This is a genomic window from Burkholderia sp. MSh2 (genome assembly GCF_000731655.1).
GTDB classification, from domain to species: Bacteria; Pseudomonadota; Gammaproteobacteria; order Burkholderiales; family Burkholderiaceae; genus Burkholderia; species Burkholderia paludis.
In genome coordinates this window covers 25,440-38,786 of sequence record NZ_JPGM01000046.1, presented here as the reverse complement: position 1 = coordinate 38,786, position 13,347 = coordinate 25,440, and the positions used below count along the sequence as shown (strand labels likewise).

Sequence of the window (13,347 nt, the reverse complement as noted above, 5' to 3'; positions counted from 1 at the left end):
ACAGACGCAGTAGCGAGGAAGTCGTCGTATGTCGAAGCCGGAAGAAGGCGCCGTCGATCGCGCGTTCAATCGTTCGATGCTGGTGAAGCTGTTCGTCGTCGCCGGGCTGATGTTCGGTTTCGGCTTCGCGCTGATCCCGATGTATCGGGCGATCTGCCAGATCACCGGCATCAACAACCTGGTGCAGCGCGACGTCAGCGAGCGCGAGGTGAAGAACTCGCAGGTCGACTACAGCCGTACGGTGTCGGTGGAGTTCGATGCGAACGCGCGCGGGCCGCTCGGGTTCAGGCCGGAGCACAATAGCCTCGACGTGCATCCGGGCGAGCTGACGACGATCGTGTACGACGTGACGAACGGGCAGGGCCGGCCGGTCGTGGCGCAGGCGATTCCGAGCTACGCGCCGAAGCAGGCGACGGAGTTCTTCAAGAAGATCGAGTGCTTTTGCTTTACGCAGCAGACGCTGGCCGCGAACGAGTCGCGCAAGATGCCGGTGGTGTTCGTGATCGATCCGAAACTGCCGAAGGACGTGAAGACGATCACGCTGTCGTACACGTTCTTCGAGCTGAATACGCCGGCCACGCCGGCACCGGCGCCGAGCAAGACCGCGGCGCAGGGTGCGGCGAAGCCGGACGCATGACGAGGGAGGCGGGGCGATGACGGAGGTCAAGCGGGGCGGGTCGTTCGGCCAGGCGCTGAGAGCGGTGCTGTGGTCGTTCTTCGGGGTGCGCAAGCGGCGCGACCTGGAGGCCGACGCGACGCAGCTCAATCCGCTGCACGTGCTGATCGTCGCGCTGATCGCGGCCGGTGTGTTCATCGGCGTGCTGATCCTGATCGTGCGTGCGGTCGTGGGCTGAGGCCCGCGGCGAGGAAGGAATGCAGGGCGCGGCGCCGAGGCGCCGCGTGCGGGAATGAGCGGTGGCGGTCGCGCCGCGCAAGAAATAAAGCCGGAGCGGTTTCCGGTACACAAATTGGACTGAAGTGGAGAATCAAGCATGAGCGGTCAAAACCAGACCCCGTACTATTTCGTGCCGCATCCGTCGCAGCATCCGATCAGCGCGGCCACCGGCCTGCTGGTCATGCTCGGATCGACAGCGCTGTGGATCAACGGTCACGACTGGGCGCCGTTCACGGCACTGCTCGGCCTGCTCTGGTTGCTCTTCACGCTGTACCACTGGTTCGGCGACGCGATCGCCGAATCGGAAGGCGGCCATTACGGCAAGAACGTCGACAAGTCGTACCGCTGGAGCATGAGCTGGTTCATCTTCTCGGAAGTCATGTTCTTCGGCGCATTCTTCGGTGCGCTGTTCTACGCGCGTGAGATCGCGCTGCACCAGCTCGGCAGCCTCGACTACAAGCTGATCTGGCCGGATTTCTCGGCCGTGTGGCCGAACGAAGGCCCCGCCGCGCTCGCCGGTCACTTCAAGACGATGGGCCCGTGGCCGATCCCGACGCTGAACACGGCGTTCCTGCTGTCGTCGGGCGTGACGCTGACGATCTCGCACCACGCACTGCGTGACGACCATCGCAAGAAGGCGATCGCATGGCTGGCCGCGACGCTCGCGTTCGGTATCTGCTTCCTGTTCCTGCAGGGCTTCGAGTACTACCACGCGTACAACGAACTCAACCTGACGCTGAATTCGGGCGTGTACGGTTCGACGTTCTTCCTGCTGACCGGCTTCCACGGCTTCCACGTGTTCCTCGGCGGCACGATGCTCGCGGTGGTGCTGGTGCGGATGATCCGCGGCCACTTCAAGCCCGATCACCACTTCGCGTTCGAAGGCGCCGCGTGGTACTGGCACTTCGTCGACGTCGTCTGGCTCGGCCTGTACGTCGTCGTCTACTGGCTGTAAATGGAAAAACGGCCCGCGCAGCGATGCGCGGGCCGTTTTCATTGGTGTCGACCGGGCGGCCCGGCCGCCGTCGACACCCCCGGGCGCCGCCGCGACTCAGTCAGGCGGCGCTTTTGCATGGCGTCGCGATCGTGCGGCGAAATGTCACAGCGGCTGCCGCATCAACGGCTGCCGGGTCGAATGCGTCAACGCCCGATCGGCAGGCCGGTCGAATGGATCCAGCCCATCCGGTTCGCGAGCAGGATGAGCACGAACAGCGAGACCGACAGCCCGACGCGGGTGGCGAGCGACCAGACCATGCGTTTCGTGTGGCCGCGGTCGTGCATCATGAAGTAGAGCGCCGAGCCCATGCTGGCGATGATGAGGACGAAGGCGATGGGAACGAGTATGTGCATGGCACGAACCGGACGACGGCAATTCGAAAGGAAGGGGATAATTATCGCATTTCGCTTTCGCGCAGGTGCCGGGCGGGCCGCATGATGAAGATTCGCTGGCTGCCCGCGCTGCTGATTCTCGTCGTCGTCGCGGTTACGATCCGTCTCGGTTTCTGGCAACGCGACCGCGCGCACCAGAAGGAGGCGCTGCAGGCGAGCATCGCGCGCTACGAGCAGGCGGCGCCCGTCGAGATCGGCGCGCAGCCGGTGTCGCTCGCGTCGATCGAGTTTCATCGCGTGCGTGCGACGGGCCGTTTCATGCCCGGGCAGGCGGTGTTTCTCGACAATCGGCCGTATAACGACCAGCCGGGTTTTTACGTCGTGATGCCGTTTAAACTCACGGGCGGCGGCGTCGTGCTCGTGAACCGCGGCTGGCTGCCGCGCAATATCTCCGATCGCACGGCGATCGAGCCGTTCGCGACGCCCGCGGGCGACGTCGAGATCGTGGGCATCGCGCGCGCCGACGCGTCGCGTGCGTTCGAGCTCGGCGAAGGCGGGTCGGCGGCGCACCAGAAGATCCGGCAGAACCTGGACGTCGCCGCGTATGCGCAGGAAACGGGGCTGCCGCTGCAGCCGTTCGTGATCCAGCAGACGAGCGACGACGGCGACAAGCTCGTGCGCGACTGGCCGGCGGCGACAACCGGCGTCGAGCGCAATTACGGTTACATGTTTCAGTGGTGGGCGATGGCGGCGGCCGCGCTCGGCTTCGGCCTGTATGCCGCGCGGCGCGCGGCGAAGAAGTCGGCCGGCGCGTGAGCGCCATGCCAGGACGCGGCGCAGGCGCCGCGGGTTCGTTTCGAGAGGTCTGATTTGTCCATGCAATCTTCCCGTCAGGGTCCGGCCGCAGCGCCGATCTCGCCGGCGGCCCGCAAGCGCGGCCGCTGGATGCTCGTGCTGCTGGGTCTCGTGTGCGCCGCGCCGATGATCGCGTCGTACTTCACCTACTACGTGATCAAGCCGAAGGGCGGGTCGACCAACTACGGCACGCTGATCGAGCCGCAGCGCCCGATCCCGGCGGATCTGCAGGTGACCGACGAAACCGGCAAGGCCGTGCCGCTCGCGTCGCTGCGCGGCGTGTGGCTGTTCGTGATGACCGACAGCAGCGCATGCGACGAAGCGTGCGCGCAGAAGCTCTATTTCATGCGCCAGATCCGCGTCACGCAGGCGGGCGAGCGGCACCGGATCACGATGGTGTGGCTGCGCAGCGATGCGGGCGCGATGCCGCAGAAGGTGCTGGACGCCTATCCCGACACGCGCCGGCTCGTCGCCGATCCGGCCGCCGTGGCCGCGTGGCTGCCGGCCGACGCCGGCACGAAGGACACCGACCACATCTACATGGTCGATCCGAACGGCAACCTGATGATGCGCTTCCCGAAGGATCCGAACCCCAGCAAGATCAAGTCCGACGTGACGAAGCTGCTGAAGTGGTCGAGCATCGGCTAAGGCAAGACGAGAGGCAATAACCGATGTCGTATCTACTGCAACTCGGCCTGATCGGCTTCTGCATCGCACTGCTGCCGTTGTCGTACGTGTGGGTGAAGGCCGACGACAACAAGTTCCGCAAGCTGGTGTGGATCACCACCTTCCTGACGCTCGACCTGGTGATGTTCGGCGGCTTCACGCGGCTGACCGATTCGGGGCTCGGCTGCCCCGACTGGCCCGGCTGCTACGGCACGTCGTCGCCGTTCATCGCGCACGCCGCGATCACGGCCGCCCACCAGGCGATGCCGACGGGCCCGGTCAGCATGACGAAGGCGTGGATCGAGATGATCCACCGCTATTTCGCGATGGCGATCGGCGTGCTGATCATCGCGCAGGTCGTGATCGCGTGGTCCGCGCGGCTGCGCCGGCGCCCGCTGCGCGTGTCGCCGTGGTGGCCGACGAGCCTGCTGCTGCTGATCCTCGTGCAGGGCGCGTTCGGCGCGTGGACGGTCACGATGAAGCTGCAGCCGGTGATCGTCACGATCCACCTGCTGCTCGGCCTCACGCTGCTCGGCACGCTCGGCTGGCTCGCGGCGCGGCAGACGCCGCTGCCGTCGTACGATCCGGAGGCCGGGCGGTACCGTGCGGCCGCGCTCGCGGCGCTCGTGCTGCTGGTCGTGCAGATCGCGCTCGGCGGCTGGGTGAGCACCAACTACGCGGTGCTCGCATGCACCGATTTCCCGACCTGCAACGGCCAGTGGATCCCGCCGATGGATTTCCAGCACGGCTTCCACCTGTGGCGCGCGCTCGGGATGACGAAGGACGGCGAGGCGATCACGCAGGACGCGCTGGTCGCGATCCACTGGACGCACCGTACCTTCGCGTTCGTCGTGGTCGCGTATCTGGTGGCGTTCGCGCTGCGGATGCGCCGCTTCGAATCGCTGCGGCGGCCCGCGAACGGCGTGCTGCTGGTGGTCCTGCTGCAGTTCGTCACGGGCCTGACCAACATCGTGCTGCAGTGGCCGCTGCCGGTCGCCGTCGCGCACAACGGCGGCGCCGCGATCCTGCTGCTGCTCGTCGTCATGTTAAACTTTCGCATCCTTTCAAGCCGCCCCGGCCGTGTCGCGCAGCCCGCGCGCGACGCCGCCCCGGCGTGACCGTCCCCATGCAAAGCACCCTCTCCCAATCGCCCGGTAGCCGCTTTTCCCAGTACATGGCGCTGACGAAGCCGCGTGTCACGCAGCTCGCGGTGTTCTGCGCGGTGATCGGCATGTTCCTCGCGACGCCGGGCATGGTGCCGTGGCGTGTGCTGATCGGCGGCACGGTCGGCATCTGGCTGCTGGCCGGCGCCGCGTTCGCGATCAACTGCCTCGTCGAACAGAAGATCGACGCGATGATGCGCCGCACCGCGTGGCGCCCGTCCGCGCGCGGCGAGATCACGACGCCGCAGATCCTGCTGTTCTCGGCCGTGCTCGGCAGCCTGGGCGCATGGACCCTCTATACGTTCACGAATCCGCTGACGATGTGGCTGACGATCGCGACGTTCGTCGGCTATGCCGTGATCTACACGCTGCTGCTCAAGCCGATGACCCCGCAGAACATCGTGATCGGCGGCGCGTCGGGCGCGATGCCGCCGGCGCTCGGGTGGGCCGCGGTCACGGGCGCGGTGCCGGGCGACGCGTGGATCCTCGTTCTGATCATCTTCGTCTGGACGCCGCCGCATTTCTGGGTGCTCGCGCTGTATCGCCGCAAGGACTACGAGAACGCGGGTCTGCCGATGCTGCCCGTCACGCACGGCGAGAAATTCACGCGGCTGCACATCCTGCTGTATACAGTGATCCTGTTCGCGGTCACGCTGATGCCGTTCATCTCCGGGATGAGCGGAGCCGTCTACCTGGCGAGCGCGGTGCTGCTCGGCGCGGTGTTCCTCGCGTATGCGTGGAAGATCCATCGCGACTATTCCGACGAACTCGCCCGCAAGGCCTTCCGTTACTCGATCGTCTACCTGTCGCTGCTGTTCGCCGCGCTGCTCGTCGATCACTACGCACGCCCGCTGCTCGGCGTGTAACCGCACGGTTTGAACGCAATGCTCCATTCACGGTTCGGGCGCCGCGCGCGCCAAGGCTGGATGCTCGCGTGCGCATTCACGGCAGCGCTGCTGCTCGCCGGATGCGACAACGCACCGAAATTCCAGAATCTCGACATCACCGGCAACACGCAATTCGGCAACGATTTCTCGCTGCCCGATACGACCGGCAAGGTGCGCACGCTCGCCGACTTCAAGGGCAAGGCCGTCGTGATGTTCTTCGGCTATACGCACTGCCCGGACGTGTGTCCGACGACGATGGCCGAGCTGTCCGAGGCGCTGAAGCAGCTCGGGCCCGATGCGGCGAAGCGCGTGCAGGTGCTGTTCGTCACCGTCGACCCGGAACGCGACACGCCGGCGCTGCTCGGCCAGTACGTGCCGGCATTCGATCCGTCGTTCGTCGGGCTGCGGCCGGCCGACGAAGCCGCGCTGAAGAAGATCACGAAGGATTTTCGCGTGTACTACGCGAAGGTGCCCGGCAAGACCCCCGGCAGCTATACGATGGATCACACCGCCGCGAGCTACGTGTTCGACCGCGACGGCAAGCTGCGCCTGTTCGTGCGCGACGGCCAGGGCCCCGCCCCGTGGGTCCACGACCTTAAGCTGCTGGTCGGCTGAGCGCCTGCCGCCGGGCGCCCGGCCCGGCGATCGCGTGACGGCCGCTGCGCTTCGTCACGCCGTTCCTCCCCGTTCATCGTTCGCATGCGCCGCCCGCCGGGCGGCGGGTCGGCCTGCGCGCGCGCCGCGCGGGCGTTGCGTTACGGCAGCGCGGGTACGTTGAAGCCGGAGGCGGCGCGCGTGATCCGGAATTCCGTCACGCGATACGTGGCGAGCCCCTCGGTGACGAACGGATCGGTCTTCAGGATCGCGTCCAGCTCGTCGCGATCGATGCGGGCCGCGAGGATCATGCCGCCTTCGCGCGGCACCTTCGGCCCCGCCGCAATGAAGATGCCCTTGTCGAACAGCGGCTGCAGATACGCGCGGTGGCGTTCGAGCGCATCGTCGATGCGCTCGAGCGATGCGGTGTAGTGGATGTCGATGACGTACATGGATGGCCCTGGAATGGGGCCGGCGCTTCGAGCGCCGGCCAGCCGGTCTTTTTAGCACAGCGGGCGCGGGCTGTCGCAGGCTGCCTGGCGGAGTGCGACGAGGCGGCGCGGCGTGTCGAACGCCGGGCCGCCGTTCGGCGGTTCGCCGCATCGACGCGTATTCAAGTTGTAAGCCTCGGTGCCGTAAATAAAAGGGCACCGTGTGCGCGCGGCAGGCCGTTTGCGCGCAGCGTGCGCATCGACATCGACAAAGGCACGCAGATGAGCAGAATGAGTTTGAACCGCAAGCTGTGGCTCGCGCTTGCGCTGGTATGGATCGGTCTCCTGGGCGTCGGCGCATGGAGCGCGTACGAGACGCGCGCGACGATGCTGGACGAACGCAAGGCGGGCATCGCGAATCTCGTCGATTCGGCGGCCGGCATCGTGAAGGCGTATCACGCGCTCGCGCAGAGCGGCGCGCTGCCCGAGGCCGACGCGCAGCGCGATGCGCTCGCGAGCCTGGCCGCGATGCGCTACGGCGATTCGGGCTACGTGTTCGTGATGGATTCGAAGCCGGTCGTGCTGATGCATCCGACGCTGCCGAAGCTGGTCGGTACGCAGGTCGGCGATTATCTCGATCCGGACGGCAAGCCGCTGTTCGTCACGATCCTGAATGCGGCGAAGGCCACCGGCAGCGGTTTCGCCGAATATCGCGGGCGGCTGCCGCACAGCGAGACCGCCGTGCCGAAGATCAGCTACGTCACGCGTTTCGCGCCGTGGGACTGGAACATCTCGAGCGGCGTGTTCCTGAAGGACATCGACACCATCTACTACCGGACGCTGCTCGGCCACCTGGCCGTCGTGTTCGTGATCGGCTTCGTGATCAGCGCGGCGATGCTGGTGATCATCCGCAACGTGCGCAACAGCCTCGGCGGCGAGCCGGACGAGGCGGCCGCGCTCGCGATGCGCATCGCGCAGGGCGACCTGACGCAGCGGGTGCCCGTGCGGGCGGGCGACCGCACGAGCATGATGGCCGCGATGCACGACATGCAGGCGCGGTTGCAGGCGACGATCGGCGGCATTCGTCAGTCGGCCGGATCGATCGCGTCGGCGAGCCGTCAGATCTCGGCCGGCAACGACGACCTGTCGCAGCGCACCGAGGAGCAGGCCGCCTCGCTGGAAGAAACGGCCGCGAGCATGGAGCAGCTCACCGCGACGGTGAAGCAGAACGCCGACAACGCGCGGCAGGCGAGCGGGCTCGCGAACAACGCATCGGAGATCGCGCGCACGGGAAGCGACGTCGTGAACCGCGTGATCGGCACGATGGGCCAGATCGACGACAGCTCGCGCAAGATCGCCGACATCATCGGCGTGATCGAGGGCATCGCGTTCCAGACCAACATCCTCGCGCTGAACGCGGCGGTCGAGGCCGCGCGGGCAGGCGAGCAGGGCCGCGGCTTCGCGGTGGTCGCGGGCGAAGTGCGTTCGCTCGCGCAGCGCAGCGCGACGGCCTCGAAGGAGATCCGCGAGCTGATCGTCGACTCGGTCGAGCGGGTGCGCAACGGCTCGACGCTGGTCGGCCAGGCCGGCACGACGATGGGCGAGATCCTGCAGGCCGTCGCGCGCGTGACCGACATCATGGGCGAGATCGCGGCCGCGTCCGAGGAACAGGCGAGCGGCATCACGCAGGTCGGGCGCGCGGTCACGCAGATGGACCAGGTGACGCAGCAGAACGCGGCGCTCGTCGAGGAGGCCGCCGCGGCTGCCGCGTCGCTTCAGGAACAGGCGGCGCGGCTGCGCGATGCGGTCGGCGCGTTCCGGGTCGGCGGCGCCGACGGCCAGTCGCCGCGCGAGGCTGGCCGACAGGCCGGCGAACCGGGATTCGATGCGAAGGGCGCTGGCCAGCCGACGGTGGCGTGACGCGGACGCGTGGATGCGCGAGCCGGAAACGCAACTAACGGCCAAGCCGCGCATCCGCCGCCAGCATGGCTGCGGCGCATACCCATATGAGCGGGATGTATTTCACTTCCCGCCGATCCTGTGACACCATTTGCCCCTTCCTGCGAGTCGGGGCATACCCGTATCGCGCCCTATTTCCAGTAAGCAAGAAAGCGAGAAACAGATGAAGCGTCGCAGTCTCCTGAAGGTATTTTCCGTGCTGGCCGCCGGTGCCACGCTGACGCTGTCGGCAGGCGCACACGCAGAAGACAAGGTCATCAAGGTCGGTACGGTCGCCGGCCCGGATGCGGAAGTGTGGCAGGTCGTGCAGAAGGTCGCGAAGGAGAAGGAAGGCCTGAACGTGAAGGTCATCGAGTTCAACGACTACGTGCAGCCGAACGCGGCGCTCGATTCGGGCGACCTCGACGCGAACAGCTTCCAGCACCAGCCCTACCTCGACAGCCAGGTGAAGCAGCGCGGCTACAAGATCGTCAGCGCGGGCCTGACCTACATCTCGCCGATCGGCGTGTACTCGAAGAAGTTCAAGTCGCTGAAGGACCTGCCGCAAGGCGCGAAGCTCGCGGTGCCGAACGATCCGTCGAACGAGAACCGTGCGCTGCTGCTGCTGCAGACGCAAGGCGTGATCAAGCTGAAGGCCGGCGCGGGCACGGGCGGCAACAACGCGACGGTGCTCGACATCGCCGAGAACCCGAAGAAGCTGAAGATCTCCGAACTCGACGCCGCGCAACTGCCGCGCGTGCTGTCGGACGTCGACGCGGCCGTGATCAACACGAACTACGCGCTCGCCGCGAACCTGCAGCCGACCAAGGACGCGATCGCGCTCGAATCGCTGACGAGCCCGTATGCGAACCTGATCGCCGTGCGCGCGAAGGACAAGGATCAGCCGTGGGTGAAGAAGCTGGTCAAGGCGTACCAGTCGCCGGAAGTGAAGGAGTTCATCAAGAAGCAGTTCAAGGGCTCGATGGTCGCGTCGTTCTGAACGCCGCACACCGGTCGGACCGCTGAATGAAGAGGGCCTGCATCGCGCAGGCCCTTTTTCATTGGCGCGACCGTCCGGCGTCCGCGCGGCGCGTGACGTTCAGCGCCGGCTCACATTTCGCCGCGGCGCGAGCAGATCGCCATGATCTGCTGGATCGCGTAGTTGTCGCGCACGCCCGGCAGCGACTGGACGACACACGCGTGATAGCGCTGCTCGCGCGGCAGCAGCATCGCGTTGTTGCGGTACAGCGCGTCGCACGAGCGCTGGATCAGCTGGGCTGCCGCCCCGTTGCGGCTGTCGCGCAGCGCGCCGAGCATGCACTCGTCGTATTGCGCATTGCCGTCGGTCAGCGCGTAGGCCGCGCCCGGCGGCGCCAGCATGGCGGCCACGCATGCGATGGTACGGACTCCCCGTTTCATGGGCGCTCCGATGGAGTGGACTGGGTCGGCAGACAGCATAACGTAAAGCCGCGAGGGCGACCGACGCGTTGCCCGGACGCCGGCGGGAACCGTTGCGGGCCGGGCTTCGCACGCGCCTGGAGGCGCGCCGGGGCCTGTCGCGCCCCGGCGCCTTCGTGAAAGCACGGAGTCAGGTGGTGGTCTGCGGAATGGTATGCTCGTGCGTTCGCCGCTGCGCGCCTTCCCGGGGCGCGCACGGGCCGGCCGTCAGCGCGTCGCATGCGCGGCGGCGCCCGCATGACGGCGGCGGGAATCCATCATCCAGAACCGACACAATACGGGGGAGACTCATCCATGAAGCGATTCAAGACTTTCGCGATCCGCTCGATCACGGCCGGCGCGGCCGCACTCGCGCTGGCGGGCGCCGCGCACGCACAGACCGTCAAGGTGCTGTCGATCGTCGACCATCCGGCGCTCGACGCGATCCGCGACGGCGTGCGCGCCGAGCTGAAGGCACAGGGCTACGGCGACGACAAGCTCAAGTGGGAATATCAGAGCGCGCAGGGCAACACCGGGACGGCCGCGCAGATCGCGCGCAAGTTCATCGGCGACCAGCCCGACGTGATCGTCGCGATCGCGACGCCGGCCGCGCAGGCCGTGGTCGCGTCGACCAGGAGCGTGCCGGTCGTCTATTCGGGCGTCACCGATCCGGTCGCCGCGCAGCTCGTGAAGGGCTGGGGCCCGTCGGGCACCAACGTGACGGGCGTGTCCGACAAGCTGCCGCTCGATCGCCAGGTCGCGCTGATCAAGCGCGTCGTGCCGAATGCGAAGACGGTCGGCATGGTCTACAACCCGGGCGAGGCGAACTCGGTCGTCGTCGTGAAGGCGCTCCAGGAGATCCTCGCGAAGCAGGGCATGACGCTGAAGGAGGCGGCCGCGCCGCGTACCGTCGACATCGGCCCGGCCGCGAAGAGCCTGATCGGCAAGGTCGACGTGATCTACACGAACACCGACAACAACGTCGTGTCCGCGTATGAAGCGCTCGTGAAGGTCGCGAACGAAGCGAAGATCCCGCTCGTCGCCGGCGACACCGACAGCGTGAAGCGCGGCGGCATCGCGGCGCTCGGCATCAACTACGGCGACCTCGGCCGGCAGACCGGCAAGGTCGTCGCGCGCATCCTGAAGGGCGAGAAGCCGGGCGCGATCGCCTCGGAGACGAGCAGCAACCTCGAATTGTTCGTCAATACGGGCGCCGCCGCGAAGCAGGGCGTGACGCTGTCGTCGGATCTCGTCAAGGAAGCCAGGACGGTCATCAAGTAAGCCGCGGCCCGGGCACCGCGCCTTGCCGGCCCGATCCGGGCCCGAACGACACCGCCGGACGGGCGGCGCCTACCCGGGGCCGCCCGTTCGCTTCGCCCGGCCGTACACGTCCGGCCGGGAAGCAACAGGATTTCCCCATCATGTCTCTGTTCTCGTTACTAGGCGCGCTGGAGATCGGCCTGATCTTCAGTCTCGTCGCCCTCGGGGTGCTGATCTCGTTTCGCATCCTCAACTTCCCCGACCTCACCGTCGACGGCAGTTTTCCGCTCGGCGGGGCCGTCGCCGCGACGCTGATCTCCGCCGGCTACGACCCGTTCTCGGCGACGGCGCTCGCGATCGTCGCGGGCGCGCTGGCCGGTTTCGTCACGGGCTGGCTCAACGTGCGCCTGAAGATCATGGATCTGCTCGCCAGCATCCTGATGATGATCGCGCTCTATTCGGTGAACCTGCGGATCATGGGCCGGCCGAACGTGCCGCTCATCACCGAGCCGACGCTGTTCACCATGCTGCAGCCCGACTGGCTGCCCGACTACGTGCTGCGTCCGGCGCTGCTCGCGATCGTCGTCGTGGTCGCGAAGCTCGGCCTCGACTGGTTCTTCTCGTCGCAGCTCGGCCTCGCGATGCGCGCGACCGGCGCGAACCCGCGGATGGCGCGCGCGCAAGGCATCGCGACGGGCCGCGCGACGCTCGCCGGGATGGCGCTGTCGAACGCGCTCGTCGCGCTTGCCGGCGCGCTGTTCGCGCAGACGCAGGGCGGCTCGGACATCTCGATGGGGATCGGCACGATCGTGATCGGGCTGGCCGCGGTGATCATCGGCGAGACGCTGCTGCCCGCGCGCCGGCTGGTGCTGACCACGCTCGCGGTCGTGCTCGGCGCGATCGTCTACCGCTTCTTCATCGCGCTCGCGCTGAACAGCGAATTCATCGGGCTGAAGGCGCAGGATCTGAACCTCGTGACGGCCGCGCTCGTCACGATCGCGCTGGTGCTGCCGGCGACGCGCAAGAAGCTGTTCGCGCGCAAGAACAGGGGAGCCTGACATGCTGTCCGCACAAGACCTGACACTGACCTTCAACCCCGGCACGCCGATCGAGACGCGCGCGCTGCGCGGACTGTCGCTCGAGATTCCCGACGGCCAGTTCGTCGCGGTGATCGGCTCGAACGGCGCCGGCAAGTCGACCTTCCTCAATGCGATCAGCGGCGACCAGCCGGTCGATGCGGGACGCATCGCGATCGACGGTGCCGACGTGACGCGCAAGGCCGCGTGGGATCGCGCGCACCTCGTCGCGCGCGTGTTCCAGGATCCGATGGCCGGCACCTGCGAGGCGCTGACGATCGAGGAGAACATGGCGCTCGCGATGGCGCGCGGCGTGCGGCGCGGCTTCCGGGCCGCGCTCGACCGCCCGTCGCGCGAACTGTTCCGCGACAAGCTGCGGCTCCTGAATCTCGGTCTCGAGAACCGGCTGACCGACCGGATCGGGCTGCTGTCGGGCGGCCAGCGGCAGGCCGTGAGCCTGCTGATGGCGTCGCTGCGGCCGTCGCGGATCCTGCTGCTCGACGAACACACGGCCGCGCTCGACCCGAAGACGGCCGCGTTCGTGCTGGAGCTGACCGCGCGCATCGTCGCCGAGAGCCGGCTGACGACGATGATGGTCACGCACAGCATGCGGCAGGCGCTCGACTACGGCGACCGCACGGTGATGCTGCACCAGGGGCAGGTCGTGCTCGACGTGTCGGGCGACGCGCGCAAGGGGCTCGACGTGCCCGACCTGCTGCAGATGTTCGAGAAGGTGCGTCACGAGCAGCTCGACGACGACGCGCTGCTGCTCGGCTGACGGGCGGCTGGCGGGGCGGCGCGGCGCGCGATGCCGCG

The 13,347-nt window shown here is 67.5% G+C and carries 16 protein-coding genes; 13 read left to right on the top strand and 3 right to left on the bottom strand.

Annotation, left to right across the window (positions count from 1 at the left end):
• The first annotated feature begins 28 nt into the window (after positions 1–28).
• The 3 genes from GQ57_RS26870 to GQ57_RS26860 all read left to right on the top strand — a co-directional run bounded on the left by GQ57_RS26870 (position 29) and on the right by GQ57_RS26860 (position 1,850).
• Positions 29–637 carry a cytochrome c oxidase assembly protein gene (locus tag GQ57_RS26870; RefSeq protein WP_031401317.1) on the top strand — a complete coding sequence of 203 codons (609 nt, stop codon included), beginning with the start codon at positions 29–31 and terminating at the stop codon, positions 635–637.
• A 16-nt stretch (positions 638–653) separates the two neighbouring features.
• Positions 654–854 carry a DUF2970 domain-containing protein gene (locus tag GQ57_RS26865; RefSeq protein WP_031401316.1) on the top strand — a complete coding sequence of 67 codons (201 nt, stop codon included), beginning with the start codon at positions 654–656 and terminating at the stop codon, positions 852–854.
• Positions 855–992: 138 nt separating this feature from the next.
• On the top strand, positions 993–1,850 hold the full coding sequence (locus GQ57_RS26860; protein WP_031401315.1) for a cytochrome c oxidase subunit 3: 858 nt from the start codon (positions 993–995) through the stop codon (positions 1,848–1,850).
• Positions 1,851–2,035: 185 nt separating this feature from the next.
• On the opposite strand, the gene GQ57_RS26855 is transcribed toward GQ57_RS26860, so the two are convergent.
• Positions 2,036–2,245 (bottom strand): twin transmembrane helix small protein, encoded by a 210-nt coding sequence (locus GQ57_RS26855; protein ID WP_031401314.1) that lies wholly within the window; start codon positions 2,243–2,245, stop codon positions 2,036–2,038.
• Positions 2,246–2,329: 84 nt separating this feature from the next.
• On the opposite strand from GQ57_RS26855, the gene GQ57_RS26850 reads away from it, so the two are divergent.
• From GQ57_RS26850 to GQ57_RS26830, 5 genes are read left to right on the top strand one after another with little or no spacing between them, the layout of a single operon-like run.
• Positions 2,330–3,040 carry an SURF1 family protein gene (locus GQ57_RS26850; protein WP_031401313.1) on the top strand — a complete coding sequence of 237 codons (711 nt, stop codon included), beginning with the start codon at positions 2,330–2,332 and terminating at the stop codon, positions 3,038–3,040.
• Between the two features lie 60 nt (positions 3,041–3,100).
• On the top strand, positions 3,101–3,727 hold the full coding sequence (locus tag GQ57_RS26845) for an SCO family protein (protein WP_031401312.1): 627 nt from the start codon (positions 3,101–3,103) through the stop codon (positions 3,725–3,727).
• 23 nt (positions 3,728–3,750) lie between these two features.
• Positions 3,751–4,863, top strand: coding sequence for a COX15/CtaA family protein (locus GQ57_RS26840; RefSeq protein ID WP_034199491.1), 1,113 nt, complete (start codon positions 3,751–3,753; stop codon positions 4,861–4,863).
• Positions 4,864–4,871: 8 nt separating this feature from the next.
• A complete protein-coding gene (gene cyoE, locus GQ57_RS26835; RefSeq protein ID WP_031401310.1) occupies positions 4,872–5,774 on the top strand; it encodes a heme o synthase in 903 nt (300 codons plus the stop codon).
• Between the two features lie 18 nt (positions 5,775–5,792).
• Complete coding sequence (locus GQ57_RS26830) at positions 5,793–6,410, top strand: SCO family protein (protein WP_031401309.1); 618 nt, start codon at positions 5,793–5,795, stop codon at positions 6,408–6,410.
• 140 nt (positions 6,411–6,550) lie between these two features.
• Here GQ57_RS26830 and GQ57_RS26825 read toward each other — a convergent pair whose 3' ends face one another.
• Positions 6,551–6,841 (bottom strand): YciI family protein, encoded by a 291-nt coding sequence (locus GQ57_RS26825; protein WP_031401308.1) that lies wholly within the window; start codon positions 6,839–6,841, stop codon positions 6,551–6,553.
• Between the two features lie 261 nt (positions 6,842–7,102).
• Here GQ57_RS26825 and GQ57_RS26820 point away from each other — a divergent pair, with 261 nt between their 5' ends.
• Positions 7,103–8,740 (top strand): methyl-accepting chemotaxis protein, encoded by a 1,638-nt coding sequence (locus tag GQ57_RS26820; protein ID WP_031401307.1) that lies wholly within the window; start codon positions 7,103–7,105, stop codon positions 8,738–8,740.
• 202 nt (positions 8,741–8,942) lie between these two features.
• The gene (locus GQ57_RS26815) at positions 8,943–9,758 is read left to right on the top strand and encodes a MetQ/NlpA family ABC transporter substrate-binding protein (RefSeq protein ID WP_031401306.1); all 816 of its coding nucleotides are present in this window, start codon (positions 8,943–8,945) and stop codon (positions 9,756–9,758) included.
• Between the two features lie 110 nt (positions 9,759–9,868).
• Here the strand turns inward: GQ57_RS26815 and GQ57_RS26810 are convergent, their stop codons facing one another.
• Positions 9,869–10,177: a VF_A0006 family four-cysteine protein gene (locus GQ57_RS26810; RefSeq protein ID WP_031401305.1), complete on the bottom strand. Its 309-nt coding sequence runs from the start codon at positions 10,175–10,177 to the stop codon at positions 9,869–9,871.
• A 333-nt stretch (positions 10,178–10,510) separates the two neighbouring features.
• Between GQ57_RS26810 and GQ57_RS26805 the strand changes: the two genes are divergently transcribed.
• The 3 genes from GQ57_RS26805 to GQ57_RS26795 all read left to right on the top strand — a co-directional run bounded on the left by GQ57_RS26805 (position 10,511) and on the right by GQ57_RS26795 (position 13,309).
• A complete protein-coding gene (locus GQ57_RS26805) occupies positions 10,511–11,476 on the top strand; it encodes an ABC transporter substrate-binding protein (protein WP_031401304.1) in 966 nt (321 codons plus the stop codon).
• A gap of 140 nt (positions 11,477–11,616) precedes the next feature.
• Positions 11,617–12,513, top strand: coding sequence for an ABC transporter permease (locus GQ57_RS26800; RefSeq protein ID WP_034199490.1), 897 nt, complete (start codon positions 11,617–11,619; stop codon positions 12,511–12,513).
• Position 12,514: 1 nt separating this feature from the next.
• On the top strand, positions 12,515–13,309 hold the full coding sequence (locus GQ57_RS26795) for an ABC transporter ATP-binding protein (RefSeq protein ID WP_031401302.1): 795 nt from the start codon (positions 12,515–12,517) through the stop codon (positions 13,307–13,309).
• Positions 13,310–13,347 lie beyond the last annotated feature (38 nt).